The organism is Naasia aerilata (genome assembly GCF_030296595.1).
Lineage (GTDB): Bacteria > Actinomycetota > Actinomycetes > Actinomycetales > Microbacteriaceae > Naasia > Naasia aerilata.
This window is the reverse complement of sequence record NZ_AP027731.1, coordinates 283,901-308,431: the sequence shown is the minus strand read 5'-3', so window position 1 is coordinate 308,431 and position 24,531 is coordinate 283,901. Positions and strand designations below refer to the sequence as shown.

Here is a 24,531-nt window from a genome sequence, read left to right as displayed (position 1 = left end):
GTGCGAGGCGGGCCCGGCCGCAACGGGTCCGCCTCGCCGGGGGTCGGAGAGTAGAACGGGAGGGTGAAGACTCTCACCTTTCCCGGGACCGACCTCGTCGCGTCCAACGTCATCCTCGGCCTCATGCGCATCCAGTCGCTCAGCGACGAGGAGGTGCGCACCCTCGTCAGCACGGCCCGCGACGCGGGGATCAACTTCTTCGATCACGCCGACATCTACGGCAAGGACCGGCACGGCTGCGAGAAGCGGTTCGGCGATGCCGGCGCCATCGCGGCCTACGACCGCGAGGAGGTGATCCTGCAGAGCAAGGTCGGGATCCGGAAGGGCTGGTTCGACTTCTCGAAGGAGCACATCCTCACCTCGGTCGACGAGTCGCTCGTCGCACTGCAGACCGACTACCTCGACATCCTGCTCCTGCACCGTCCCGACACCCTCGTGGAGCCTGACGAGGTCGCTGAGGCGTTCGACACCCTGCACAGCGCGGGCAAGGTGCGCCACTTCGGCGTCTCCAATCACACGCCGGGCCAGGTCGAGCTGCTCAAGCGCTCGCTGAACCAGCCGCTGCTCGTCAACCAGGTGCAGCTGAGCATCCCGCACGCGCCGCTCTTCGCTCAGGGCATCGCCGCCAACATGGCGGGTCTCGACCAGTCGATCGACCGCGACAACGGCATCCTCGACTACTCGCGCCTCAACGGCATCACACTGCAGGCCTGGTCGCCGTTCCAGGGCGGGTTCTTCACCGGGGTGTTCGTCGGCGACCGGGACAAGTTCCCCGAGCTCAACGACCTGCTCGACGAGCTGGCGGAGAAGTACGACGTCACCCCGAGCGGCATCGCGGTGGCCTGGATCACGCGGCATCCCGCGAACATCCAGGTCGTCCTCGGCACGACCAAGCCGGAGCGCGTGCAGGAGTCGGCTGCGGGCTCCGAGATCCCGCTGACCCGCGAGGAGTGGTACGGCCTGTTCCGCGCCGCCGGCTACAAGGTCCCCTGAGCCCGCGAGGTGGCAGTAGGTGCTGCCACCTCGCCGAGGTGACAGCAACAACTGCCACCTCGGGCGGCCCCTACAGCGCCTGGAGGATGACCGCGGAGCCCTGCCCGCCGCCGCCGCAGATGCCCGCGGCGGCGAGCGTGCCCGGCTCCGCCTCCGCGAGGCCGAGCGCCAGGTGCCCGACGATGCGCGCGCCGGATGCGCCGATGGGGTGTCCGAGGGCGATCGCGCCGCCGTCCCGGTTGACCCGCTCCGGATCGACGCCGAGCTCGCGCACCGACTGGACCGCGACGGCGGCGAACGCCTCGTTGATCTCGATCGCGGCCACATCCCGCACGTCGACCCCCGCGCGCTCCGCGGCGAGCGTGATCGCCTCCGCCGGGCGGCTCAGCAGCGACACATCGGGGCCGGCGACCATGGCGGTGCTCAGCACGGCGCAGAGAGGCGTGAGCCCGCGCTCGGCCGCCCACCGCTCGCTTGCGACGACCACCGCGGCGGCGCCGTCCGTGATCGGCGAGGCGTTGCCCGCGGTGATCGCGCCGGTGGGGGAGAAGGAGGGACGCAGCTTCGCGAGCGACTCCGCGGAGGCGTCGTCGCGGATGCCGTCGTCGGCCTCCACCGTCCGGGTCGCCTTGCCCGCCGTGACCTCGACCGCGACGATCTCCTGGGCGAGCGCGGGGCGGGCGGCGGACGCCATCCGGTGCGACCGCAGCGCCCAGGCGTCCTGCTCCTCCCGGGTGATGCCGCGTGCCGCGGAGTACTGCTCGGTGGAGGCGCCCATGCTCCGCTGCTCGAAGGCGTCGGTGAGCCCGTCGTAGTCGGTCGAGTCCTGCAGGGTCACCGGGCCGTACTTCGCGCCGGCTCGCGACCCCGGGAGCAGGCGGGGGCCTCGGTCATGGACTCCTGCCCGACCACGAGCACGACCTCCGCCTCGCCGAGCGCGATGCGGCGGTGGGCCTCGGTGACGGCCTCGATGCCCGACAGGCAGACCGCGTTGAGGGTGATCGCGGGACGGGTCATGGGCACGCCGGCCGCCACCGCCGTCTGTCGCGCGGGATTCTGGCCGGCACCCGCCTGGAGGACCTGGCCGACCACGACCTGGTCGACGTCCTCGGCGGACACCCCGGCGCGCTCGAGCGCCGCCCGCGCCGCCGCCGCGCCCAGCTGGACGGCGGGGACGCCCGCGAACTGGCCGCCGAAGCGCACGAAGGGCGTCCGGGCGTAGCCCAGGAGGACCGCGCGGGGCAGGGTCGAGTCGGGGACGGTCATGGTGCTCCTCCATCGGTGCGGGTTCGGATCCAGGGTCCTACGGGCGCGGCCACCCCGACTGCACCCTTCCGCCTGGCGGAAGTGCGCGCGCGGAGGAGGAGTGCACCTGGCACGTTGGGAAGACGCGTCGATCGAGGGAGACCGCATGCAGCACCGAGTACCGGTCGCAATCGTCGGCGCGGGCCCGGCCGGCCTCCTGCTCGGCCACATCCTCCGCGCCCACGGCGTCGACTTCGTGCTCGTGGAGCACCGCTCGCGTGACCACGTGCTGTCCCGGATCCGCGCCGGCGTGCTCGAGCAGGCGTCCGTCGACGTGCTCGACCGCTACGGCCTCGCCGAGCGCCTGCACACCGACGGCCTCGTCCACGGCGGCATCCACCTGCAGGTCGAGGGGCGCCGCACGCACATCGACTTCGAGGACCTCGTGGGCCGCACGGTCACCGTCTACGGCCAGCAGCGCGTCGTCGAGGACCTCATGGCGCGCCACGACGAGCTCGGCAGCGCGGTCTTCTACGGCGCGAGCGACGTGACGCCCTCGGGTGTGGATGGCGACGCGCCCCGCCTCGAGTTCCGGCACGACGGCGAGGACCACGTCGTCCAGGCGGACTTCGTGATCGGCACCGACGGCTATCACGGCGTCTGCCGCGGGCTGATCCCCACCGAGATCCTCGACGTCGCCGAGCGCTCCTACGACGCGGCGTGGCTCGGCATCCTCGCCGACGTCGCGCCGAGCACCGACGAGCTCATCTACGCGCTGCACCCGGACGGCTTCGGCATGCACTCCATGCGCAGCCCCACGGTGTCGCGGCTCTACCTGCAGGTCGATCCGACCGACGACATCGCGAACTGGAGCGACGAGCGGATCTGGGCCGCCCTGCAGGAGCGTCTCGGCACCGCGGGCTGGACGCTCACCGAGGGCCCGATCACCGAGAAGTCGATCACGCCGATGCGCTCCTCCGTCGCGTCGACGCTCGCGTACGGGCGGCTCTTCCTCGCGGGGGACGCGGGCCACATCGTGCCGCCCACGGGGGCGAAGGGCCTCAACGCGGCGATCGCTGACGTCGCCATGCTGGGCGAGGCGCTCGCCGCGGCGAACGGCGGAAGCGACGGGCTCCTCGCGAGCTACAGCCGCCGAGCGCTCGAGCGCCAGTGGAAGATCCAGTACTTTTCGCAGTGGATGACGGACATGCTGCACACCCCGGGCGCGGAGACGCCCGAGGGGGAGCGGCCGTTCCGGTACCGGAGCCGGGTGGGCCAGCTGGCCTACGTCACGGGTTCCCGCCACGCGCAGCAGACCCTGGCCGAGCAGTACACGGGATTGGCGATCGAATGACAGCAGAACCCACGCAGGACGACATCACCCGGGAGATCCAGGAGAAGCAGCGGGAGGCTGCCGAGCGGGGCATCCCGTCGCGGCACCCGTCGCGCGACTTCGCACCCTACCGGTCGAGCATCCTCCGGCACCCCACCCACGAGCTCGTGAAGACGGACCCGGAGGAGATCGAGCGCACGACGCCCGCCTTCGGGCACATCGACGTCGATCCGTACGAGAGCGACCTCACCATCCAGCACCCCGGGGAGCCCCTCGGCGAGCGGATCATCGTCGAGGGCCGCGTCGTCGACGGCGACGGGCGGCCGGTGCGCAACCAGCTGATCGAGATCTGGCAGGCCAACGCGTCGGGCCGCTACATCCACAAGCGCGACCAGCATCCCGCGCCGCTCGATCCGAACTTCACCGGCGTCGGCCGCGCGCTGACCGGGGACGACGGCAGCTACCGCTTCGTCACCATCAAGCCCGGCCCGTACCCGTGGGGCAACCACCGCAACGCCTGGCGGCCCGCGCACATCCACTTCTCGCTCTTCGGGAACGCCTTCACCGAGCGCCTCGTGACGCAGATGTACTTCCCGGGCGACCCGCTGTTCGCGCTCGACCCCATCTACCAGTCGATCCCCGACCAGGCGGCTCGGGACCGGCTCATCTCGACGTACGATCACAACCTCTCCGTGCCCGAATGGGCACTCGGATACCGCTGGGACATCGTGCTCACCGGTGCGACCGCCACCTGGATGGAGGACGAGCATGCCGACCACTGAGCCCGATCCGATCGCGACCGACAACGCCGTGTCCGGGGAGGAGCACCCCGTCCTGACGGAGCGCCTCGCCCGCGAGCAGCCGCTCGAGGGCCTCCCGCCGCTCGTCCAGACCCCGTCCCAGACGGTGGGCCCGTTCTTCGGCTTCTCGCTGCCGTATGACGGAGGACCGGAGCTGGTTCCGCCCGCCTCGCCGGGCTCCGTGCGCCTGCACGGCACGGTGCGCGACGGCGCGGGCACGCCCGTGCCCGACGCCATCATCGAGCTCTGGCAGCCGGACGCCGACGGCCGCATGGTCCAGGAGCCGGGCAGCCGGCACCGCGCGCGTGGGGTCTTCACGGGCTTCGGCCGCGCCGCCGTCGACGCGGGAGGGCACTACGAGTTCACGACCGTCGTGCCCGGCGCGACCGGCGACGGACCCCGCTGGGCGCTCCTCACCCTGTTCGCACGCGGCCTCGCGCACCACCTCTTCACCCGGGCCTACTTCGTGGCCGAGGGGGAGGCGGAGCCGACCGACAGCCTGCTGAGCGGGGTCGCGGAGGACCGGCGCGGCACCCTCCTCGCCCGCCAGGACACGGCCACCTCGTACCGCTTCGACATCACCCTGCAGGGCGAGGGCGAGACGGTCTTCCTCGACTACCCGGCCGCGGCGCGCTGATGGCGGACGTGCCCTTCGACGTCGGCCTGCTCGACCCCACGGGGCCGGCAGCGGCGACGATCGTCGGGGACGACGCCTACGTGCGCGCCATGGTCGACGCGGAGGAGGCCCTGCTCGGCGCCCTCGCGACCGCGGGCGCCGCGCCGAGCGGGCCCTCCGGCCTCGGCGACATCGAGCTCGATGTCCCGGCCATCGCGGCGGCCGGGCGGGCCGGCGGGAACCCGGTGATCCCCCTGCTCGCGGCGCTGAAAGCGGGCGCGACCGGCGAGGTGCAGGCCGTGCTCCACCAGGGCGCGACGAGTCAGGACATCCTCGACACGGCGGCCATGCTCGTCGCCGCCCGAGCCCGGACCGCGATCGGATCCGCGCTCGGACCGGTGCTCGACGGTCTCGCCACGCTCGCGGAGGAGACGCGGCACACGCCCGTCGCCGGGCGGACGCTCGGCCAGCAGGCCGCGCCCACCACGTTCGGCCTGCGCGTCGCGGTGCTCCTCGACGGCATCACCCGCGCATGGCGCGCGCTGGAGGCGGTCGAGCTGCCCGCGCAGCTCGCCGGCTCCGTTGGCACGCTCGCCGTGCTGGCCGACGCCCTCGGCGAGGACGCGGCCGCCCAGGTGCGCCGCGAGTACGCTGAACGGTTGGGCCTCGCCGACCGCCCCGTCCCGTGGCACGTCGAGCGGAGCACCGTCGCCTCCCTCGGCGCCGCGCTGGCCGTGCTGCTCGGCGCGCTCGGCAGGCTCGGCCTCGAGATCGCGCAGGGCGCCCGCACCGAGCTCGGCGAGCTCGACCTGGAGCTCGCGGAGGGCGAGGGTGGATCCTCCGCGATGCCGCAGAAGCAGAATCCCGTCGCCGCGGTGCTGCTCGTGGGCGCCGCGCGGCGGGCCCCCGGCCTCGCGTCGACCCTGCTCGGGGCGGAGCTCGCGCTCGACGACCGTCCGTCCGGCGACTGGCACGCCGAGTGGCAGCCGCTTCGCGAGCTGCTCCGGCTGGCCCTCGAGAGCGCCGACCTGGCCGCCGCCGCGGTGGCCGCGCTCGCCGTGCGGGACGACCGGATGCGGGAGAACCTCGACCTCTCGGGCGGCGCGATCCACGCCGAGCGTGCTCAGTGGGCGCTGGTGCCGTTCGTTGGCCGCGCCCGAGCCGCCGAGCTCGTCCGGACCGCGCTGCACGGCGACGACTTCGTCGGCGCGCTGGCGACCGCCGTGGGTGCGGAGCCGGATGCCGGCCCGGATGCCGTCGAGCGACTCCGCGCGGTGACGGGAACGGGTGGACCCGTCGGCCTGTCCGACCGCATGATCGACGCCGCCGTCGCGGCCTCCCGGAGGAGCGCATGATCCCCGTCGTCCGCGGTGTCCTCGACCCGACCAGCTCGACCGATCAGGCCGCCCCGCTGCTCGTGCTCGGACCCTCCCTCGGCACGGTCTCGGACGCCTGGGCCCCGGCCGCGAGCCGGCTGACGGCCACCCATCGCGTCGTCCGCTTCGATCTGCCGGGCCACGGCATCAGTCCCGCGACCCGCGAGCCGTTCACGATGGCGGACCTCGCGGCCGCGGTCCTCGTGCTCGTCGACTCGCTCGGCGGCGGGCGCTTCCGCTACGCGGGCGCGTCCCTCGGCGGCGCGATCGGCATCGAGCTCGCCGCAGGCCCGGCGGGCGATCGCCTCGACGGCCTCGCGGTGATCTGCTCGAACGCGAAGATCGGCGAGGCCGAGGGCTGGACCTCGAGGGCCGAGCAGGTGCGCCGGCAGGGCACCGCCTCACTGATCGCCGCGACGAGCGGCCGCTGGTTCGCGCCCGGCTACCTGACCCGCGAGCCGGATGTCGTCGGGCGGATGCTCAAGGACCTGGTCGACGTGGACGACGAGTCCTACGCGCTCTGCTGCGAGGCGCTCGCCGGGTTCGACCGCCGTGCCGACGCCGGCTCGATCACCGCGCGGTCGATCGTGATCGCCGGCGACTCCGACCCTGTCGTCACCGCCGACCAGGCGGCCGAGCTCGCCGCGGCGATGGGCGCACGCAGCGAGCTGCTCGCGGACACGGGCCACCAGGCCCAGGTCGAGCGGGCCGACACGGTCGCCGCCCTGCTTACCGCCGCGTTTCCCGCGAATCGGTACGACGCCGGCATGATCGTGCGCCGCGAGGTGCTGTCGGGGCCGTACGTCGACGCCTCCCTCGCCGGCATCACGCCCGACACCCGGGACTTCCAGCGGTTCATCACCGAGTACGCGTGGGGGAGCGTCTGGACCCGGCCCGGACTCGACCGGCGGATGCGCAGCGCCGTGACGATCTCGAGCCTCGTGACCGCGCACCACTGGCACGAGCTGGAGCTGCACCTGCACGCCGCGCAGCGGAACGGGCTCACGAAGGAGGAGATCACCGAGATCCTCCTGCAGACCGCGATCTACGCGGGCGTCCCCGACGCGAACACCGCCTTCGGGATCGCCAAGCGCGTCTTCGCGGAGACCGCCGCCGCCGCGCAGAACGACGACGCCTCCGCCCACGCGGCGGACGACGAGGAGGACTGATGGACAAGAGAGTCGCCACACCCGCCGAGGCGGTCGCTGACATCCCGGAGGGCGCCTCGATCGCCGTCGGGGGTTCGGCCTGAACGGCGTCCCGATCGAGCTCATCCGGGCCCTGCTCGAGCAGGGGACCGGCGACCTCGAGATCGTCTCGAACAACCTCGGCGTCGACGGCTGGGGGCTCGGGCTCCTGCTGGCCGCCGGGCGCATCCGCCGCGCCATCGGCTCCTATGTGGGGGAGAACAAGGAGTTCGCCCGCCAGTACCTCGGCGGCGAGATCGAGCTGGAGCTCACGCCGCAGGGCACCCTGGCGGAGCGCCTCCGCGCGGGCGGCGTCGGCATCCCCGCCTTCTACACCGCGAGCGGCGTCGGCACCCTGGTGTCGGAGGGCGGCCTGCCCTGGCGCTACGGCGCGGACGGCGGGGTGCTCGTCTCCTCGCCGCCGAAGCCCACCGCGAGCTTCGACGTGCTGCTCGGCAAGGACACCGAGTACGTGCTCGAGCAGGCGATCCGCACCGACTTCGCCCTCGTGCGCGCCGCCAAGGCCGACTGGCACGGCAACCTTGTGTTCGAGAAGAGCGCTCGCAACTTCAACCCGCTCGTCGCGATGGCGGGACGCGTCACCATCGCCGAGGTGGACGAGGTCGTCGAGCCGGGCGCCCTGGACCCGGACGAGGTCCACCTGCCCGGCATCTACGTCGACCGCGTCGTCGGGCTGACCCCGGAGCAGGCGAACGATCTGCCGATCGAGAAGCGCACCGTGCGCACCCGACAGGAGGGCTGACATGCCACTCACGCGAGACGAGATGGCGGCGCGCGCCGCCCTGGAGCTGGAGGACGGCTCCTACGTGAACCTCGGGATCGGCCTGCCGACCCTCATCCCCAACTACCTGCCCGAGGGCAAGACGATCGTCCTGCACAGCGAGAACGGCATCCTCGGAGTGGGGCCCTACCCCTGGGAGGGCGAGGAGGACCCGAAGCTCATCAACGCGGGCAAGGAGACGGTGACCGTCCTCCCCGGCGCCTCCTACTTCGACTCGGCGGCGAGCTTCGGCATGATCCGCGGCGGGCGCATCGAGGTCGCGGTGCTCGGCGCTATGCAGGTGTCCGAGCGCGGGGACATCGCCAACTGGGCGATCCCGGGCAAGCTCATCAAGGGCATGGGCGGCGCCATGGACCTCGTCGCGGGCGCCCAGCGCGTCATCGTCGTCATGGAGCACGTCGCCAAGAGCGGCGAGCACAAGATCCTGACGGAGTGCGCCCTGCCGCTCACCGGCAAGGCGTGCGTCAACCGGATCATCACCGACCGGGCGGTCTTCGACGTGACCGAGGACGGCCTCGAGCTCATCGAGCTCGCGCCCGGCGAGACCGTCGACGGCGTCCGCGAGCTCACCGGCTGCGCCTTCCGGGTCGCCGACTCCCTGACGGCGGTGGCCTCGTGACCGAGCTCCGCGAAGCCGTCGTCTGCTCGCCCCTGCGCACCCCGGTCGGCCGCTTCAGCGGCGTGCTCGCGCCGCTGTCGGCCCTCGACCTCGCCACGCACATCCTCAAGGCCCTTCTCGAGCGCACCGGGCTGCCCGGCGACGCGGTCGACGACGTGCTCTTCGGCCAGTGCTACTCGACGATGGAGGCTCCGCCGATCGGCCGCGTCGCGGCGCTGGACGCGGGACTGCCGATCACCGCGACCGGCTACCAGCTCGACCGCCGCTGCGGGTCAGGGCTGCAGGCCGTCGTGAACGCCGCGATGCAGGTGCAGACCGGCGTCTCCGACGTCGTGCTCGCCGCCGGCGTCGAGTCGATGAGCAACGCTCCGTACTACTCCGAGCAGGGCCGCCGCGGTCTGTCCGGTCCGCTCGTGTTCCAGGACGCGCTGACCCGCGGTCGCGAGCGCGCCGGAGGGCGCTTCCACCCGCTGCCGGACGGCAACATCGGATCGGCGGAGGTGCTGCGCAAGGAGTACGGGATCACGCGCGAACGCCAGGACGCCTACGCCCTGCGCTCGCACCAACGCGCGGTCGCCGCGCAGGACGCGGGCCTGTTCGACCGCGAGATCGTCCCGGTCGAGGTGCCCGGGCGCAAGGGTCCCACGCTCGTCGACCGCGACGAGCACCCGCGCCGCGACACGACCCTCGAAGCGCTCGCCGCCCTGCGCGCGCCGCTCGCGAAGAAGGACCCGGAGGCCACGGTCACGGCCGGCAACGCGAGCGGCCAGAACGACGCTGCCGCGGCCTGCATCGTGACGACGCCGGAGCGTGCGGCTGAGCTCGGCCTCACGCCGATGCTCCGGCTCGAGAAGTGGGCGGTCGCGGGCGTGGAGCCCAACCGGTTCGGCATCGGGCCGGTCCCGGCCGCGAACCGCGCCCTGCAGCGTGCGGGCCTGACGTTCAAGGACCTCGACCTCATCGAGCTCAACGAGGCCTTCGCGGTGCAGATGCTCGCGTGCCTCGACGAGTGGGGCATCGAGGACGAGGACCCCGCCTCAACCCGCGCGGCGGCGGCATCTCGATCGGCCACCCGCTCGCGGCGACCGGCGTCCGGATGCTCGCGACGCTCGCGAGCGAGGCGCAGGACCTCGACGCCCACTGGGTGCTCGAGACCATGTGCATCGGCGGCGGCCAGGGGCTCGCGGCGGTCTTCGAGCGCGTCGGCTAGCGCTGCGGCTCGCGCGGGTCCTGCGGACAGAACACGGCTGGCAGCGGGGGTGCGGATGTCCGCACGACCCGCGTCGCCTCAGCGCTGTGCCGCGGCGCGGCCCGTCGCGTCGTTGCGGTCGGTGGCGAGCGCACGACCGATCGCGCGGGCGGTGGTGAGGATGGCGGGGAGCAGGGCGTGCGTGTCGACGCCCAGCTCGCTGACGACCGAGACCGCTCCCACCGCCGCTCTCGGCCGGACGAAGATCGGCGCCGCGATCGACGTCGACCCTGGCGTGAGGTGGGCGCGCAGCTCGAGGTAGCCCTGCTGACGCACCCCCGCCATGGCGGACCGGAGCTCGTGCTCCGACTGGATGGTCGCGTCCGTGTAGCGCTTCATGGGTGCGGCGAGGACGGCGCTGACGGTCGCGGGATCGCTGTAGGCCAGGAGCGCGATGCCGCCGCTGGTGGCGTGCACCGGCAGCCGGCCCCCGGCCCCGCCCTCGAGCCGGACGGCGTTCCGCGAGCGGAGCCGCTCGACGATGACCGCCTCGGTGCCGTCGAGCACCATCAGCTGCACGTTCTGGTGGGTCACCTCGTAGAGGTCCTCGAGGAACGGCAGGGCCACCTCGCGGAGACCGTGCGAGCGGGGCGCCAGCATCCCGAGCTCCCAGAGCCGGAGGCCGATCCGGTAGCCGCCCGTCGGCAGGCGCTCGAGCATCCCCTCGCGCTCCAGCTGTCCGCAGAGTCGATGCGCGGTCGTGAGCGGAAGTCCGCTCAGCCGGGCCAGCTCGGAGAGGGTGCGCTCGCCGTCAGGTGCACCGGCGAACGCGGTCAGCAGCGACAGCGTCCGCCCGAACACGGACCGTGGGGCGGGTGTGGTCATCGGACCTCGACCCTAGCCGCACCTGACCCTTCTGGTTCGCGGACAGTCCGCACTGATCGATCGGTTCCCCGCCTCACATTCCGGGAAGCTGCGGCGTCTTCTGGAGTATGGGAACACGACTCCGGCAGGCGATCCTGCTGCTCTCCGTGGCCGTCGGCCTGTTCACGGGCGGATGGGCCGGCTTCGCGCCGCACAGCTTCTACTCCTCCTTCCCGGGGCTCACGCATGCGTGGGTCGCGGTGGACGGGCCATACAACGAGCACTTGATCCGGGACGTGGGCGCCCTCTACCTGGGCCTCGCTGCGGGAGGGATCGTCGCGCTCCTCCTCAAGGACCCGTCCGGCTCCCGCGTGCTCGGGGGCGCATGGCTCGTCTTCGGCGCCCTGCATGTCGGATACCACGCCCAGCACCTGGACCTGCTGGACCCGATCGATGCGTGGGGCACTCTGCTCGCGCTGGCGGGCTGCCTCGCCTTCGCTCTGCTCCTCCTCCCGGCCAGGCGGCGTCCCGCGGCCGATGCGACCGCAGGCCGGCACGAGCACCTGGCGGCGTCCCGATGAGGGTCGCGGTGGCGGGCGCCACGGGAGCGGTGGGCGTGCACGTGGTCGCCGCGCTCGCCGAGCGGGGCGTCGAGGTGGTGCCGCTCACCCGGGGAGCGGGGGTCGACCTGCTCACCGGGAGCGGCCTCGACGGGAGGCTCGACGGCTGCGACGCGGTCGTCGACGTCGCGAGCGTGCAGACGCTCCGGACGAAGCAGGCCGTCGAGTACTTCACGCGTTCGACCGAGAATCTTCTTGCGGCCGAGGCCGCCTCGGGCGTCGGGCACCACCTGGCGCTCTCGATCGTCGGGATCGATGGAGCGGAGGTCGGCTATTACGCGGGCAAGGTCGCGCAGGAGCGCGCGGTGGTGGGTGGATCGATCCCCTGGACGATCCTCCGCGCCACGCAGTTCCACGAGTTCGCGGATCAGCTCCGCGCGCGGGGAAGGCTGGGGCCGGTGATCGTCGTGCCCACGATGACGATTCAGCCCGTCGCGGCGGTCGAGGTGGGGGCCGCGCTGGCCGACGCCGTGCTCGCCGGTCCCTCGGGTCGCATCCCCGACCTCGCCGGCCCGCGCGTCGAGCAGCTGGCGGACCTCGTGCGCCGCTGCGAGCGGGCTCCGGGTGCGCGCACACCCGTGTTCAGCGTCCCGATGCCGCGCCTGATCATGAGGACGAGCGGGCTGCTCGCCGGGCCCGGCGCTCGACTGGGGAAGGTCTCCTTCGACGAATGGCTCGCCGGGCGCACACGCGACTGATCGCCGTCGGCCGTCAGCCGGCCTACTGGGTCCAGGTCGTCAGCTTGTCCGGATTCATGGTCAGCCAGACGTGCTCGACCACACCCGCCACGACGGACAGGGTGACGACCGCCAGCGGGGCCGTCCCCACCCGGATCACCGCAGCCGGGACGCCGCCCACCGGCTCGATGCTCACCCGTCCATCGGGGTTCTTCGCCGTCACCCCGAGCACGAAGCGGGCGACGCGATCGCTGCCCTGCACTGGCCGGAGCGCCGCGCTCACCCGGCCGCCGCCGTCGGATCGCAGCTCCACGCCTGGGCTCAGGACGGCGATCAGGGCGCCGAGATCGCCGGTCTCGGCCGCCCGCAGGAACGCGGCGAGGACCTTTCCGTGCGTCCCCGCATCCACTTCGCCGGCCTGGCGCTCCCGCACGCGTCGTCGTGCGGACGTCGCGAGCTGCCTGCTCGCCTCCTCGCTGCGGGAGAGGACATCCGCGATCTCCCGGAACGGCACCGCGAAGACGTCGTGCAGCACGAAAGCGACCCGCTCGGCGGGGGAGAGGGACTGGAGGACGACGAGGAGGGCCATGCTCACCGCCTCGCTCTGCGCGGCCCGATCAGCAGGGTCCTCGGACGGCGTGCCGAGGAGCCAGGAGGCGTTCGCCGGCTCGGGCAGCCACTCGCCCACGTACTCCTCGCGCCGCGCCCGCGCCGAGGTGGCCATGTTGAGGGCGACCCGGCCGGCCACCCGAAGCAGCCAGGCGCGAGGAGACTCGATGGCCGCACGCTGCGCGTCGGAGAGCTGCGACCACCTCGCCAGAGTCTCCTGCGCTGCGTCCTCGGCATCCTGGACGGTCCCGAGGATCCGGTAGGCGAGGCCTACAAGGGCGCGCCGCTCGGCGAAAGCGACATCGGACACGGATTCCACGACTCCAACCAACCAGACGGGCAGGCCGACTTGCCAAAAAGTCCCGCTATTCGGCCTGAATAGCGGGACTTTTCGGCAAGTCGCTCGATCAGCGGATGGACTTCCGCTCGTAGATCGCCAGGGACCAGGCGTAGCCGACGACGGTGATCACGACGCTCCAGCCGATCGCGAGCGCCGGGCTCCAGCCGAGCGGGGTGCCGAGCAGCAGCCCGCGCAGGGTCTCGACGACGGGCGTGAACGGCTGGTACTCGGCGAACCACTGCATCCACTGCGGCATCGAGCCGGTCGGCACGAACCCGCTGCCGAGGAAGGGCAGCAGGACGAGCAGCGTCGGCAGGTTGCTCGCGGTCTCGACGGACTTCGCATTCATGCCGAGCGCCACGGAGATCCAGCTCACCGCGAAGGAGATCAGGGCGACGATCCCGAAGGCCGCCAGCCATTCGCCGGGGCCCGCGGAGGGCCGGAATCCGACCAGCAGGCCCACCCCGAGCACGATGACGACCGCGAGGATCGCCTGCAGGGTGTTGCCCAGCACGTGCCCGGCCAGGACGGCCGCCCGCGAGATCGCCATCGTGCGGAAGCGAGCGGTGATGCCCTCCGTCATGTCCATCGAGACCGTCGTCGCGGCGCCGCCGCCGGTCCCGGCGATCGTGACCGCCAGGATGCCGGGCATCACGTACGCGAGGTACGCCTCCCGGCCCGCGGCGGGGTCCACCCCGGGGAGGCCGGCGCCGAGCGTGCCGCCGAGGACGAACACGAACAGCAGGAGGAAGACCACGGGACCGCCGATCACGAAGATCGTGAGTCCCGGGTAGCGGACGATGTGCAGGAGGTTGCGGCGGAGCATCGTGACCGCGTCGGCGAGGACGTGCGACTGCCGTGACGAGGGCGTTGCCGCCGGGTGCTCCGCTGTGAGGGTGGTCATGACTCGGTTCCCTTCGTGTCGATCCGGCTCGACCGCTCCTTCTTGCCGGTAAGGGCGAAGAAGACGTCGTCGAGGTCCGGGGTGTGGATGCTGAGGTCGTCGACCTCGAGGTGTGCGGCATCGAGACGGTCGAGCACCGTGCGCAGCGCGCCGACCCCGCCGTCGCTCGGGACGGTGAGGGTGAGCCCCGCCTCGTCGGCGTCGCTGCCGTCCAGCAGCCGAGCGGCGGCGTCCAACGCCGGCGCGTTCCCGAAGCGGACACGGATGTGCCCGCCGGGCACGAGCCGCTTGAGCTCGTCGGGCGTGCCCTCGGCGACGATGCGCCCGCCGTCGAGCACCGCGATGCGGTGGGCGAGCTCGTCCGCCTCCTCCAGCTGCTGCGTAGTCAGCAGGACGGTCGTGCCGTCGGCGACGAGGCCGCGCACGATGTCCCACATGGTGTGCCGGCTGCGCGGGTCGAGCCCGGTCGTCGGCTCGTCGAGGAAGATCACGCTCGGCGTCGAGACCAGGGTCATCGCGAGGTCCAGGCGGCGCTTCATCCCGCCGGAGTAGGTGGCCAGCGGCTTGCGCGCCGCGTCGGTCAGCTCGAACTGCTCGAGCAGCTCCGCGGTGCGGATCTTCGCCCGCTTGGCGCCCAGGTGGCGCAGGCGGGCCATGAGCAGGAGGTTCTCCTCGCCCGTGAGCAGGCCGTCGACCGCGGAGAACTGACCGGTGAGGCCGATCGACGCGCGGGCGCCGTCGGGGTCCCGCACGACGTCGGACCCGTTCACCGACGCCGTGCCGCCGTCCGGCCGCAGGAGGGTCGAGAGGATGTGCACCGTGGTCGTCTTGCCCGCGCCGTTCGGGCCGAGCAGCGCGGTGACCGTGCCCGCCCGGACGCTGAGGTCCACGCCGTCGAGCACGACCTTGTCGCCGTAGGACTTGCGGAGCCCGCGGACGTCGATCGCTGGAGTCGTCATTGCCGTCTTTCCCTTCGTGTCGCCGGCGGGCTATTGCGCGCGCCGAATGGAGATGTCGCCGTACTGGGTGCGAGCGCGCACGGCGACGGTGCGCTCGGACGGACCCGGCACGCCGCCGCCGTCGAGCTCGTTGCGCACGCGCCCGGCCTTGGAGGAGAGGTCGAGCCATGCGGGGATCCCCTCGCGCACGCCGATGCTGATCTGGCCGTAGCCGCTCTCGAGCTGGACCGAGCCTGCCGTCACCTCGGTCACGCGGATGCTGCCGTACGCGGTCTTGGCCGTGACCGATGCCAGGGCCCGCTCGATCTCGAGGTCGCCGTAGGAGAGCTTGGCCTCCAGGTCTCCTCCGGCCTCGCCGACGGTGACGTTGCCGTGCGACGCCTTCAGCGTCGCGTCGCCCGAGACCGACCCGATGCGGATCTGGCCGTGATCCGCCGTCACCTCGACGGCGCCGTCGGCCGCGCCCAGGGTCAGGTTGCCGTTCCCTGCCCGTGCCCACAGATCGCCCGTGGTGTCGAGCTCGATGGGCCCGCCCATGGCCTTGACCCGTGTGGCGCCGAGGCGCCCGGCGGTGTGCACCCACCCGCCCGAGCTCTCGGCGGTGAGGCGCGAGCCGCTCGGCAGCTCGATCCTCAGGTCGACCGACTCGTTGGGGCCGATCCAGCTGACGCGGGGCCGGGGACCGGTGATGGTGAGCCGCTGGCCGTCGAAGGCGACCTTCGTCTCCTCCGCGCCGCGCACGTCGGCCGGCTTGTCCGGATTGGTGGGGGATACGGTCACGACCGTGTCGGTGCGGTCGCTCGCGATCACCTCGATCGCGCCGACCGGGAGGTTGATGGCCAGGTCGATCGGGGCGGGGGTGGGGTAGGTGGGCATGCTGGCGCCTCCCTTTCTGAGGGCGTGGGGAATCGGCCCCGCGGGTTCGCGGAGCTGGTGGGGGAGCGGCGGGGCTAGCGGGCCCAGCCGGCGAAGCTGTCGCCCGTGCGCAGGGTGCGCTGGGCGGATCGTCTCTGCTTGGGTTCGAGGGCTGCCGCCACGGCGCGGACCAGCCAGGTGTTGACCGAGAGGCCGTCCGCCGCGGCGGCATCGTCCACTCGCGCCTTCAGGGCGTCAGGCAGGCGCAGCGTGGTGCGGGAGGTGCTCGCGTCGTCGAGCTCCGCGATCGGGACGGTTCGCTCGTCCGCCTCCGACTCGGTGCTCGGAGCGCTGACCACGAACTCGACATCCCGGCCGCGGAGGCGGAGGTCGACCGATCCGGGCGCCAGGTCGCGCGTGATCTCGCCTGCCGCGGCGGACAGCGCGTCGAGCAGCACGAGCCGGGTCGCGGCGTCGAGCCCGGCGGCGAGCCGCTCGGCGGCCGCGCGGGTCTCCTCGCTGGCGTTCTCCGCGGCCTCCACCAGCTGACGCTGGAGGTCGGTGACGTACTGTCCGAGTTCCATGGCATCACTATGACACCACTGTGGTGTCACGTCAAGCACGAATGGTGTCAGGCCTGATTCCGGCGCGGGCGCCGCTTGACCCTGCCCTTGGGGGCAGGCTCTAGCGTGGCCGCATGAGGATCGGGGAGCTGGCCCGCGAGGCCGGCGTGAGCGTCAAGGCGCTGAGGTACTACGAGTCGGTCGGACTGCTCCGGGCGGAGCGACTGCCCAACGGGTACCGGGACTACGGGGCCGTGGATGTGCGGCTGGCGCGCGAGGTGCACGCCCTCTCGAGCCTGGGCATCCGGGTGGACCGGACGCGGCCGTTCCTCGACTGCCTGGTGGCCGGCAACGAGCGCGCCGACGACTGCCCCGACTCGATCCGCGCCTACCGCGCCGCCATCGCCGAGCTCGACGAGCGCGTGGCCGTCCTGAACGCCCGGCGCGCGGCGCTCGCGGCCCTGCTGGAGGAGGCGACGGCGCGGCCCGCCCTGTGCGAGTTCTCGGCGGGCGATGAGATGTCGGAGTCGGTCGCGGCGGCGGCGGCGCAGTCGTGAAGGCGGTGACGGACCAGAGCTTCGACGCCGAGGTCCTGCGGATGACCGGAACCGTGGTGGTCGACTTCTGGGCTGCCTGGTGCCCGCCGTGCCGGGCGCTCGAGCCCGTGCTCCAGCGCATTGCGGACGCGCATCCTGACCGGCTGACCGTCGTCAAGATCGATGCGGACGACAACCCGGAGTCGGTGGCCCGGTACGGGGCGCTCTCTCTCCCGACGCTCAAGGTGTTCCGGGAAGGGCGGCTCGTGAAGACGCTCGTGGGGGCGAAGCCTCAGCCGGTGCTCGAGGCGGCGCTGGCCGACTTTCTGGTCTGAGGCCTCTCGCGCCCGTCGGGGGCGATGTGTACCGTGTCCACATCGCGCGACGAGTCGCGCGGAGAGAGAGGAATGCGCGTGAGCGACGACGTCCGGGAGAGGCCTGCCGACGAGCTGCGAAGGAGGCTGAGTGGGCCCGTGCTGGAGCCCGGCGACGACGCCTTCGAGGAGCTGCGGCCCGCGTACGCCATGGCGGGAGAGCCCGCAGTGCTCGTGCGTCCCGCGACGGCTGCGGAGGTCGCAGAGGCGGTGCGCTTCGCCGCGACCGTCGACCTGCCGGTCTCGGTGCGCAGCGGCGGCCATGGCGCGGCGTCGTTCGCCAATCCGGGCGGGATGGTCATCGACCTCGGCCTGCTCGCCACGGTGGACGTCGGCGAGGAGGGAGTGGTCCGCATCGGCGGCGGCGCGACCTGGGGTGCCGTGGCAGAGGCCCTCGCCACGTCCGGCCTCGCCCTCACCTCGGGCGACACCCGCAGCGTCGGGGTGGGTGGACTCACGCTGGGCGGCGGCATCGGCTGGATGGTCCGCCAGTACGGGCTCGCGCTCGACAGCCTGCGCTCCGCCGAGGTGGTGCTCGCGGACGGCCGGATCGTGACCGCGAGCGCGGCCGAGAACCCCGACCTCTTCTGGGCCCTGCGCGGCGGCGGCGGCAACTTCGGCGTCGTCACGAGCTTCACCTTCCAGGCGCATTCCGTGAATGGCGTCGTGTTCGGCACGCTCACCTTCGGCCTCGACGACCTCCCCGGCCTCCTGCGCGGCTGGCGCGACGCCATGCGGCAGGCGCCGATCGACCTCAACAGCACGATCCTCGCGATGCCCGCGTTCGGCGACGCCCCGCCCGCCCTGCTCGTCTTCGTCTGCTGGGCCGGTGCCGAGGAGGAGGCGGACGAGGCGATCGCTCCGCTGCGTGCCCTCCCCGGACTGCTCGCCGACGAGGTGGCGCCCCGGGCGTACGCCGACATCCTCGACGATCCCCACCCGCCGGAGGGGCCGATCACGGTGGTCGACTACAACGGCTTCACCGACGACTTCGACGACGCGACGATCGACACCCTCGTCGAGGCGCATGCAGGCGCAGGGGCCGCCGTGCTGATGCTGCGGTACCTGCGCGGCGCGCTCAACCGGGTGCCGGCCGAGGAGACGGCATTCGCCCATCGGGGCAGCGAGGTGCTGATGATCCTCGCGGCCTTCCTCGGCCCGGACGCGGGTGCGGACGGGGAGGCGGCGGTCCGCCGGCGCTTCGCAGTCCTCGACGCGCACACCACCGGCGCGTACAGCAACTTCTCCGCACATGCCTCGGCGGACGTCCTCGCCCGGATCTTCCCGCCGCAGACGCTCGCGCGCCTGCGGCAGGTGAAGCGTGTCTACGACCCGGACAACCTCTTCGCCCGGAACCACAACATCGTGCCCGCCGAGGGCGCTATGTCGGCGACCGCGCTCGGCTGACCCCCTGCTCGCCGCCCAGACGCGTCGAATCGGGCATTCCGGGCCGCCGATCCGGCCCGGATGCGTCGAATCGGCCCGCCGACCCGTGGACGGACGTCCCCCGACTCGCCGAGACTGGTGCCATGCCCGAACTCCCTGAGGTCCATGCGCTCGCGGCGGATCTCGGCGCGCGCCTCACCGGCCGCACCATCGACCGGCTCGACGTCGTGTCCTTCGCCGTCCTCAAGACGTTCGACCCTCCGGCGTCGGCCCTCAGCGGGCACGTCGTCACGGGGGTCAGCCGCCATGGCAAGTTCCTCGACATCGCCACGGATGCCGGCATCCACCTCGTCATGCACCTGGCACGGGCCGGCTGGATCCGCTGGCGGGAGTCCGCGCCCGTGCCGTCGGGGCGGCCCAACAAGGGTCCGCTGGCCGCCAGGCTGGTGCTCGACGACGGATCGGGAATCGACATCACCGAGGCGGGGACCAAGAAGAGCCTCGCGATCTACGTCGTCACCGACCCGGCCACGGTGCCCGGGATCGCCCGGCTCGGCCCCGACCCGCTGGCTCCCGGCTTCACCGAGGCGACGCTCGCGGGCATCCTGGCCGGTCAGGGGCGGGCCCAGATCAAGGGCGTGCTGCGCAACCAGTCGCTGATCGCCGGCATCGGCAACGCCTACTCGGACGAGATCCTGCACGCGGCCCACATGTCGCCCTTCAAGCCGGCGTCCTTCACGCCCGAGGAGACGGCCCGGCTGTTCGAGGCCATGCAGACGACGCTCCGCGAGGCGGTGGCGCGCGCCGACGGCGTCGCCGCGTCCGAGCTCAAGAAGGAGAAGAAGTCCGGCCTCCGCGTGCACGGCCGGACGGGGGAGGCCTGCCCGGTGTGCGGCGACACCGTCCGCGAGGTGATCTTCGCCGACTCCACGCTCCAGTACTGCCCGACCTGCCAGACCGGCGGCAAGCCGCTGGCCGACCGCGTCCTCTCCCGCCTCCTCAAGTAGCTCAGCTCGCCCTCGCGACGGCTCGCGGGCAGCCGACTGGTATCGATCCCACTCCGGTTCCCGCCAGGGGTCGATGCCCGCCTCCCGGTGTGCTAGTCAGGAGGGGAGGGAGGCTGACGTGGCCGTTCGGCGCACCGTGGCGACTCTTCGATGACGTCACCGTGGCTCACCTTCGGCGCGCGCCGGGGAGCGCCTGAGCCGACCCCGCCGACCTCCTCCCCGTTGGGGCTGATCCTGTGGGCGGCCCGGCTCCAGACCGGACCAATCGTCGTCAGCATCCTCCTCGGCATGGGCTGGGTGCTGTGCCAGGCGCTCTGGCCGCTCCTGCTCGGCGCCGCGGTGCAGAGCGCCACCGAGGGGTTCCGGCCTGAGCTGTTCCCGCCGCTGCTGGCCCTTGCCGGGCTGGCCGTCGCGCAGTCGCTCTTCGGGACCTTCAACTACCGCTCGTCGTACTCGAACTACCTGCGCACCACGGCATCCCTCGCCCGCCTCGTCGGCCGCAGGATCACCGCAACGGGCCGGGCAGCCACGCGCGAGCGCAGCTCGGGCGAGCTCGTGGTCACCTCGACGAGTGACGCCGTCCGGGTCGGGCGCGTCTTCGACGTGATCCCGCGGCTCGTGGGCGCCGTCGTGGCGTGGCTCCTCGTGACGGCGCTGCTCTTCACGTCCGCGACCGCGCTCGGCCTCATCGCGCTGATCGGCGTTCCGGTCTCCTGCGCCGTGCTGGCCCTCCTGGTGCGCCCGCTCGAGCGGACCCAGGCGGAGCAGCGCGGCAAGCTCGGCATGCTGTCCGCCATCGGCGGGGACGCGGCGGCCGGCCTCCGGATCCTCCGCGGCATCGGCGGCGAGGACGAGTTCGTCGCCCGCTACCGCTCGCAGTCGCAGACCGTCCGCTGGGCAGGGGTGCGCATCGCCGGCGTGCAGTCCTGGCTCTTCGGGGCGCAGGTGCTGCTGCCGAGCATCACCATCGCCCTCGTCGTCGGCACCGGCGCGCGCCTTGTCCTCGGCGGCGACTGGACGGCGGGGAGCTCGTCACGGCCTACGGCTACTCCGCCTTCCTGATCCTGCCCATCTCGACCGGCGTCGAGGCGGTGGCCACGCTCACCGGCGGCCTCGTGGGCGCGCGGCGGATCCTGGGCGTGCTGCGCGTGCAGCCCCTGGTCCGGGACGACGGCACGGCGCCCGCGCCCCCGCCCGGTGCCGACCTGCACGACGAGGCCAGCGGGCTCACAGTGCGTGCCGGCCGCCTCACCGCGGTGCTCGCCGAGCATCCGGACGAGAGCGCCGCGCTCGCCGACCGGCTGGGCCGCTACGACGACGACGGCTCCGGAGGGACGGTGCTCTGGGGCGGGGTGGACCACTCGACGGTCCCGCTGGCCGAGGTCCGCCGGCGCATCGTCGTGTCCGGGGCGACCCCTCAGCTCTTCAGCGGCCCCCTCCTCGACGGGCTCACCATGCGGCCCGCGCGCAACGGCGACCGGGACGAGGCGCTGCGCGCCGCCGGCGCTGCGGTCGAGACCGCCTCCGCCGGCGACATCCTCGACGCGCGTCCGGCCGGCTGGGACGACATCGTCGACGAGCGCGGCCGGTCCTTCTCCGGCGGAGAGCGGCAGCGGCTGAGCCTCGCCCGCGCGCTGCTCACCGAGGCGGAGATCCTGGTGCTCGTCGAGCCCACGAGCGCCGTCGACGCGAGGACCGAGCAGCTCATCGGCGAGCGGCTCGCCGAGGCCCGGCGGGATCGCACGACCGTGGTGGTGACGAGCAGCCCGCTGCTCCTGCGCCACGCCTCCTCGGTCGCGCTCGTCCTCGACGGCCGAGTCGTCGCCGAGGGACGGCACGAGGAGCTCCTCGGCCGGACGGACGAGCTGGGCCGGCGCTACCGGGGCCTCGTCCTGCGCGGAGAGGAGGCGCAGGATGCTGCTTCCCGTCGCTGACCGGTTCCAGGTGCGCCAGGCGACGCTGCGGCTCCTCCGCCTGCACCGGGGCGCGTTCGCGGTGGTCCTCCTTCTGCACGCCCTGGCCGCGGGCGTCGCGCTCGTGCCGCCTGTCGTCATCGGCTGGATGGTGGGCGAGATCGCGGCGGGCTCCGCCGACCTCTCGGTGCTCACCGGTGCCACGAGTGCGCTCATCGCGGCCGCCCTGGCGCAGGCGCTCCTGACCCGCTTCGCGCAGAGGCAGGCGGTCGTGCTGGGAGAGCAGATCATCGCGAGCCTGCGCGAGGACCTGGTGCGGGACCTCATGCGCCTCCCGCTCGCCGCCGTGGAGAGCACGAGCAGCGGCGACCTGCTGTCCCGCACCACCAACGACGTCGAGAGCCTCGCGATGACGGTGCGCTACGGGATCCCGCGCATCCTCATCGTGGCCATCACGATCGTCGTCGCGACCATCGCCGCCCTCGTCGTGAACCCGCTCGTGACCGTCGCGGTGTTCCTCGGCGTGCCCGTGCTCGTGCTCGCGTCCCGCACGTACCTCCGGCGCTCGGCGGCGGGCTTCCAGCGGCAGCTCGCGACCATCGGGCGCCTCAGCGGCGTCATCAGCGAGACGGCAGAGGGCATCCGGACCATCGAGGCGCTGAGCCTGGAGGAGCAGCGCGACCGCGAGCTCGATGACGCGCTCGACGCTCGGGTCGCCTCGGATCTCTACACGCTGCGGCTGCGCAACTTCTTCTTCCCGACCGCCCAGCTGTCCATGGTGCTGCCCATCGTCGTCGTGATCGGGTGGGGCGCCTTCCTCGCGTCCCAGGGCCTCGCCGGGGTGGGCCAGGTCACGACGGTCGCGCTCCTCGCAGCCCAGCTCGTCGGCCCCATCGGCGAGCTGATGGCCTGGCTGAACAGCCTCCAGGTGAGCGCGGCGGCCCTCGCGAGGATGATCGGGGTCGGCGCAGCGGTGTCCGCTCCCGGGGAGCCGGTCGAAGCCCCCGCCGGCGCGACCATCCGGGCGGAGGGGGTCCGCTACTCGTACAAAGACGGCGTCGACGTCCTGCACGGCATCGACCTCGAGCTCCGGCGGGGCGAGCGGCTCGCGATCGTCGGCTCGACCGGGTCAGGGAAGTCGACCTTGGCGCGACTCGTGAGCGGCATCGAGGCACCCCGCGCAGGACGGGTCGACCTCGGCGACGTGCCGCTCGTCGACCTCTCCGTCCGCGACCTGCGGACCCACGTGGCGCTCGTGACGCAGGAGCACCACGTGTTCGTCGGGAGCATCGCCGAGAACCTGCGGCTCGCGCATCCCTCGGCCGACGACGACACCCTGATGGAGGCGCTCGCCGTCGTCGGCGCCGACGGATGGGTCCGGTCGCTCGCGGAGGGCCTCGACACGGGCATCGGATCCGGCGCGCACCTCCTGACTCCGGCGCAGTCCCAGCAGCTGGCCCTTGCCCGCCTGATCCTCCTGGACCCGGAGACCCTGGTGCTCGACGAGGCCACGTCTCTGCTCGAGCCGGGTGCCGCCCGCGCGCTGGAGCACGCGATGTCGGTGCTGCTCGAGGGGCGCACGGTCGTCGCGATCGCGCACCGCCTGCACACCGCCCACGACGCGGACCGCATCGCGGTCATGCACGACGGCCGCGTCACCGAGATCGGCGGCCACGACGAGCTTCTGGCCCGCGGCGGCGAGTACGCGCAGCTGTGGCGCGCCTGGAACAGCGAGTCCTGACTCCGCGAGACGGCGTGGGCGGCCGCGCGTGTCGCAACGAAGCGGACGTGTCGCAACGGCGCACCGCTGCGACACGTCCGCACGGATGCGACGCGTTGCTCAGCGCTTCCGCCAGAGCGGAATCGTGGCGAGAACCGCGGCGACGACACCGCCCGCGGTGAGCAGCCCGCCCTCCCCGAGGAACCAGCCGCTGTCCGGGCCGAGCACCGTCGCAGGCTGGGCGACGAAGTAGAGCGAGGCGTTGAGGGCCGCGTGCAGCACCAGGACGGGCCAGATGCTTCCGGTGCGCACTCGCAGCCACACGAGGGGGAAGGCCAGCGCCATGCACTGGATAGCGAACATCAGGATCGCCCACGCTGCGGGAACCCCCACGGCGATTCCGCCGGGGAGGAACAGCATCATCGGGACGTGGAAGGCGGCCCAGACCGGTCCGTAGATCAGCGCGGTCCGGTCGGGGGACCGCGTCTCGGCGAGTCGGGCGACCAATAACGAGCTCCAGCCGAGCTGCTCGCCGAGGGCCAGCAGGATGTACGGCGCCAGGCCGGGAAGGAGCCCGACCAGTGCGGCGACGGGCGCCGGCACGCCGAGCATCGCGCCGAGCCGGTCGGCGCTGAAGCCGGCGATCCCGGTGGCCCAGGCAACGGCGTAGGCGAGCAGGGTGCCGAGGAGTCCGATCAGCCAGGCCGCGGGCAGGGTCCGCCACGGCGTCCTGCGGAATCCCCAGGCGGGCGGGCGGCCCGAGGCGGCCCACGTGACGAGCGCGGCGAGAGCCGGGGCGAACGCCTGGCCGAACAGGGCGACCTGAGCGCCGACCGGCGCCCGGTCGATGTGGGCGAGGTCGACGCCCTGGGAGACGGCGTAGGCGACGGCGGGCAGGACGAGGGCGGCGAGCGAGATGCCGAAGACGGCGACCTGCTGCCGGGTGGAGAGGCGGGCTGAGACGGGGGTGGGAAGTGTGGTGGTCATTGCCCCAGTCCAGCGCGGACGGCGGTCCGGACGCCTGAGGCCCGGGTCCTGTTCCGG

The 24,531-nt window shown here is 72.9% G+C and carries 23 protein-coding genes and 3 pseudogenes; 18 read left to right on the top strand and 8 right to left on the bottom strand.

The window, feature by feature from the left end; translation table 11 throughout:
• The first annotated feature begins 63 nt into the window (after window positions 1-63).
• Window positions 64-993 carry an aldo/keto reductase gene (locus tag QUE51_RS01660; protein ID WP_286277896.1) on the top strand — a complete coding sequence of 310 codons (930 nt, stop codon included), beginning with the start codon at window positions 64-66 and terminating at the stop codon, window positions 991-993.
• 70 nt (window positions 994-1,063) lie between these two features.
• On the opposite strand, the pseudogene QUE51_RS01655 reads toward QUE51_RS01660, so the two are convergent.
• A pseudogene (locus QUE51_RS01655) lies at window positions 1,064-2,259 on the bottom strand (acetyl-CoA C-acyltransferase).
• Window positions 2,260-2,404: 145 nt separating this feature from the next.
• Here QUE51_RS01655 and QUE51_RS01650 point away from each other — a divergent pair.
• The 8 genes and pseudogenes from QUE51_RS01650 to QUE51_RS01615 form a co-directional block, all read left to right on the top strand.
• Window positions 2,405-3,592: a 4-hydroxybenzoate 3-monooxygenase gene (locus tag QUE51_RS01650; protein WP_286277895.1), complete on the top strand. Its 1,188-nt coding sequence runs from the start codon at window positions 2,405-2,407 to the stop codon at window positions 3,590-3,592.
• Window positions 3,589-4,353, top strand: a complete 765-nt coding sequence (gene pcaH / locus QUE51_RS01645) for a protocatechuate 3,4-dioxygenase subunit beta (RefSeq protein WP_286277894.1) — start codon at window positions 3,589-3,591, stop codon at window positions 4,351-4,353. The genes QUE51_RS01650 and pcaH overlap by 4 nt, the downstream gene beginning before the upstream one ends.
• Window positions 4,340-5,008 (top strand): protocatechuate 3,4-dioxygenase subunit alpha, encoded by a 669-nt coding sequence (gene pcaG, locus QUE51_RS01640; protein ID WP_286277893.1) that lies wholly within the window; start codon window positions 4,340-4,342, stop codon window positions 5,006-5,008. Before pcaH ends, pcaG begins: the two co-directional genes overlap by 14 nt.
• Complete coding sequence (locus tag QUE51_RS01635) at window positions 5,008-6,342, top strand: lyase family protein (protein WP_286277891.1); 1,335 nt, start codon at window positions 5,008-5,010, stop codon at window positions 6,340-6,342. Before pcaG ends, QUE51_RS01635 begins: the two co-directional genes overlap by 1 nt.
• Window positions 6,339-7,532 carry a bifunctional 3-oxoadipate enol-lactonase/4-carboxymuconolactone decarboxylase PcaDC gene (gene pcaDC, locus QUE51_RS01630; protein ID WP_286277890.1) on the top strand — a complete coding sequence of 398 codons (1,194 nt, stop codon included), beginning with the start codon at window positions 6,339-6,341 and terminating at the stop codon, window positions 7,530-7,532. Before QUE51_RS01635 ends, pcaDC begins: the two co-directional genes overlap by 4 nt.
• Window positions 7,532-8,313 (top strand): annotated as a pseudogene (locus tag QUE51_RS01625) (CoA transferase subunit A). The gene pcaDC and the pseudogene QUE51_RS01625 overlap by 1 nt, the downstream one beginning before the upstream one ends.
• Before the next feature lies 1 nt (window position 8,314).
• Window positions 8,315-8,971, top strand: a complete 657-nt coding sequence (locus QUE51_RS01620; RefSeq protein ID WP_286277889.1) for a CoA transferase subunit B — start codon at window positions 8,315-8,317, stop codon at window positions 8,969-8,971.
• A pseudogene (locus tag QUE51_RS01615) lies at window positions 8,968-9,936 on the top strand (acetyl-CoA C-acyltransferase); the annotation flags it as partial. The gene QUE51_RS01620 and the pseudogene QUE51_RS01615, both read left to right, overlap by 4 nt.
• Window positions 9,937-10,259: 323 nt before the next feature.
• Here the strand turns inward: QUE51_RS01615 and QUE51_RS01605 are convergent.
• Entirely contained in the window at window positions 10,260-11,045 is a 786-nt protein-coding gene (locus tag QUE51_RS01605; protein ID WP_286277887.1) for an IclR family transcriptional regulator, read from the bottom strand.
• A 107-nt stretch (window positions 11,046-11,152) separates the two neighbouring features.
• On the opposite strand from QUE51_RS01605, the gene QUE51_RS01600 reads away from it, so the two are divergent.
• A complete protein-coding gene (locus QUE51_RS01600) occupies window positions 11,153-11,605 on the top strand; it encodes a hypothetical protein (protein ID WP_286277885.1) in 453 nt (150 codons plus the stop codon).
• Window positions 11,602-12,342, top strand: a complete 741-nt coding sequence (locus QUE51_RS01595; protein WP_286277882.1) for an SDR family oxidoreductase — start codon at window positions 11,602-11,604, stop codon at window positions 12,340-12,342. Before QUE51_RS01600 ends, QUE51_RS01595 begins: the two co-directional genes overlap by 4 nt.
• 22 nt (window positions 12,343-12,364) lie before the next feature.
• Here QUE51_RS01595 and sigJ read toward each other — a convergent pair whose 3' ends face one another.
• From sigJ to QUE51_RS01570, 5 genes are all read right to left on the bottom strand, one after another.
• A complete protein-coding gene (sigJ, locus tag QUE51_RS01590) occupies window positions 12,365-13,249 on the bottom strand; it encodes an RNA polymerase sigma factor SigJ (protein ID WP_286277881.1) in 885 nt (294 codons plus the stop codon).
• An 88-nt stretch (window positions 13,250-13,337) separates the two neighbouring features.
• Window positions 13,338-14,174 carry an ABC transporter permease gene (locus QUE51_RS01585; RefSeq protein ID WP_286277880.1) on the bottom strand — a complete coding sequence of 279 codons (837 nt, stop codon included), beginning with the start codon at window positions 14,172-14,174 and terminating at the stop codon, window positions 13,338-13,340.
• Entirely contained in the window at window positions 14,171-15,133 is a 963-nt protein-coding gene (locus QUE51_RS01580) for an ATP-binding cassette domain-containing protein (protein ID WP_286277879.1), read from the bottom strand. Before QUE51_RS01580 ends, QUE51_RS01585 begins: the two co-directional genes overlap by 4 nt.
• Before the next feature lie 30 nt (window positions 15,134-15,163).
• Window positions 15,164-16,009 (bottom strand): DUF4097 family beta strand repeat-containing protein, encoded by an 846-nt coding sequence (locus QUE51_RS01575; protein ID WP_286277878.1) that lies wholly within the window; start codon window positions 16,007-16,009, stop codon window positions 15,164-15,166.
• A 74-nt stretch (window positions 16,010-16,083) separates the two neighbouring features.
• The gene (locus tag QUE51_RS01570; protein WP_286277877.1) at window positions 16,084-16,572 is read right to left on the bottom strand and encodes a histidine kinase; all 489 of its coding nucleotides are present in this window, start codon (window positions 16,570-16,572) and stop codon (window positions 16,084-16,086) included.
• Window positions 16,573-16,685: 113 nt separating this feature from the next.
• On the opposite strand from QUE51_RS01570, the gene QUE51_RS01565 reads away from it, so the two are divergent.
• The 7 genes from QUE51_RS01565 to QUE51_RS01535 all read left to right on the top strand — a co-directional run bounded on the left by QUE51_RS01565 (window position 16,686) and on the right by QUE51_RS01535 (window position 23,508).
• Window positions 16,686-17,108 carry a MerR family DNA-binding transcriptional regulator gene (locus QUE51_RS01565; protein ID WP_286277875.1) on the top strand — a complete coding sequence of 141 codons (423 nt, stop codon included), beginning with the start codon at window positions 16,686-16,688 and terminating at the stop codon, window positions 17,106-17,108.
• Window positions 17,105-17,422, top strand: coding sequence for a thioredoxin family protein (locus QUE51_RS01560; RefSeq protein WP_350226701.1), 318 nt, complete (start codon window positions 17,105-17,107; stop codon window positions 17,420-17,422). Before QUE51_RS01565 ends, QUE51_RS01560 begins: the two co-directional genes overlap by 4 nt.
• A gap of 78 nt (window positions 17,423-17,500) precedes the next feature.
• Window positions 17,501-18,868: an FAD-binding oxidoreductase gene (locus QUE51_RS01555; protein ID WP_286277874.1), complete on the top strand. Its 1,368-nt coding sequence runs from the start codon at window positions 17,501-17,503 to the stop codon at window positions 18,866-18,868.
• 122 nt (window positions 18,869-18,990) lie between these two features.
• On the top strand, window positions 18,991-19,854 hold the full coding sequence (locus QUE51_RS01550) for an Fpg/Nei family DNA glycosylase (protein WP_286277873.1): 864 nt from the start codon (window positions 18,991-18,993) through the stop codon (window positions 19,852-19,854).
• 150 nt (window positions 19,855-20,004) lie between these two features.
• Window positions 20,005-20,916 carry an ABC transporter transmembrane domain-containing protein gene (locus QUE51_RS01545; RefSeq protein WP_286277872.1) on the top strand — a complete coding sequence of 304 codons (912 nt, stop codon included), beginning with the start codon at window positions 20,005-20,007 and terminating at the stop codon, window positions 20,914-20,916.
• A gap of 29 nt (window positions 20,917-20,945) precedes the next feature.
• Window positions 20,946-21,788, top strand: coding sequence for an ATP-binding cassette domain-containing protein (locus QUE51_RS01540; RefSeq protein ID WP_286277871.1), 843 nt, complete (start codon window positions 20,946-20,948; stop codon window positions 21,786-21,788).
• Window positions 21,769-23,508, top strand: a complete 1,740-nt coding sequence (locus QUE51_RS01535) for an ABC transporter ATP-binding protein (RefSeq protein ID WP_286277870.1) — start codon at window positions 21,769-21,771, stop codon at window positions 23,506-23,508. Before QUE51_RS01540 ends, QUE51_RS01535 begins: the two co-directional genes overlap by 20 nt.
• Before the next feature lie 99 nt (window positions 23,509-23,607).
• On the opposite strand, the gene QUE51_RS01530 is transcribed toward QUE51_RS01535, so the two are convergent.
• Window positions 23,608-24,474, bottom strand: a complete 867-nt coding sequence (locus QUE51_RS01530) for a CPBP family intramembrane glutamic endopeptidase (RefSeq protein ID WP_286277869.1) — start codon at window positions 24,472-24,474, stop codon at window positions 23,608-23,610.
• Between the last annotated feature and the right edge of the window lie 57 nt (window positions 24,475-24,531).

What these genes read in the sequence shown, in the direction of transcription:
- QUE51_RS01535 (WP_286277870.1), top strand. Translation starts at nt 21,769, where the DNA reads ATGCTGCTTCCCGTCGCTGACCGGTTCCAGGTGCGCCAGGCGACGCTG.
- QUE51_RS01635 (WP_286277891.1), top strand. Translation starts at nt 5,008, where the DNA reads ATGGCGGACGTGCCCTTCGACGTCGGCCTGCTCGACCCCACGGGGCCG.
- QUE51_RS01605 (WP_286277887.1), bottom strand. Translation starts at nt 11,045, where the DNA reads ATGACCACACCCGCCCCACGGTCCGTGTTCGGGCGGACGCTGTCGCTG.
- pcaG (WP_286277893.1), top strand. Translation starts at nt 4,340, where the DNA reads ATGCCGACCACTGAGCCCGATCCGATCGCGACCGACAACGCCGTGTCC.
- QUE51_RS01600 (WP_286277885.1), top strand. Translation starts at nt 11,153, where the DNA reads ATGGGAACACGACTCCGGCAGGCGATCCTGCTGCTCTCCGTGGCCGTC.
- QUE51_RS01575 (WP_286277878.1), bottom strand. Translation starts at nt 16,009, where the DNA reads ATGCCCACCTACCCCACCCCCGCCCCGATCGACCTGGCCATCAACCTC.
- QUE51_RS01580 (WP_286277879.1), bottom strand. Translation starts at nt 15,133, where the DNA reads ATGACGACTCCAGCGATCGACGTCCGCGGGCTCCGCAAGTCCTACGGC.
- QUE51_RS01595 (WP_286277882.1), top strand. Translation starts at nt 11,602, where the DNA reads ATGAGGGTCGCGGTGGCGGGCGCCACGGGAGCGGTGGGCGTGCACGTG.
- QUE51_RS01570 (WP_286277877.1), bottom strand. Translation starts at nt 16,572, where the DNA reads ATGGAACTCGGACAGTACGTCACCGACCTCCAGCGTCAGCTGGTGGAG.
- QUE51_RS01550 (WP_286277873.1), top strand. Translation starts at nt 18,991, where the DNA reads ATGCCCGAACTCCCTGAGGTCCATGCGCTCGCGGCGGATCTCGGCGCG.
- QUE51_RS01565 (WP_286277875.1), top strand. Translation starts at nt 16,686, where the DNA reads ATGAGGATCGGGGAGCTGGCCCGCGAGGCCGGCGTGAGCGTCAAGGCG.
- QUE51_RS01530 (WP_286277869.1), bottom strand. Translation starts at nt 24,474, where the DNA reads ATGACCACCACACTTCCCACCCCCGTCTCAGCCCGCCTCTCCACCCGG.
- QUE51_RS01620 (WP_286277889.1), top strand. Translation starts at nt 8,315, where the DNA reads ATGCCACTCACGCGAGACGAGATGGCGGCGCGCGCCGCCCTGGAGCTG.
- QUE51_RS01545 (WP_286277872.1), top strand. Translation starts at nt 20,005, where the DNA reads ATGACGTCACCGTGGCTCACCTTCGGCGCGCGCCGGGGAGCGCCTGAG.
- pcaH (WP_286277894.1), top strand. Translation starts at nt 3,589, where the DNA reads ATGACAGCAGAACCCACGCAGGACGACATCACCCGGGAGATCCAGGAG.
- pcaDC (WP_286277890.1), top strand. Translation starts at nt 6,339, where the DNA reads ATGATCCCCGTCGTCCGCGGTGTCCTCGACCCGACCAGCTCGACCGAT.
- QUE51_RS01585 (WP_286277880.1), bottom strand. Translation starts at nt 14,174, where the DNA reads ATGACCACCCTCACAGCGGAGCACCCGGCGGCAACGCCCTCGTCACGG.
- QUE51_RS01650 (WP_286277895.1), top strand. Translation starts at nt 2,405, where the DNA reads ATGCAGCACCGAGTACCGGTCGCAATCGTCGGCGCGGGCCCGGCCGGC.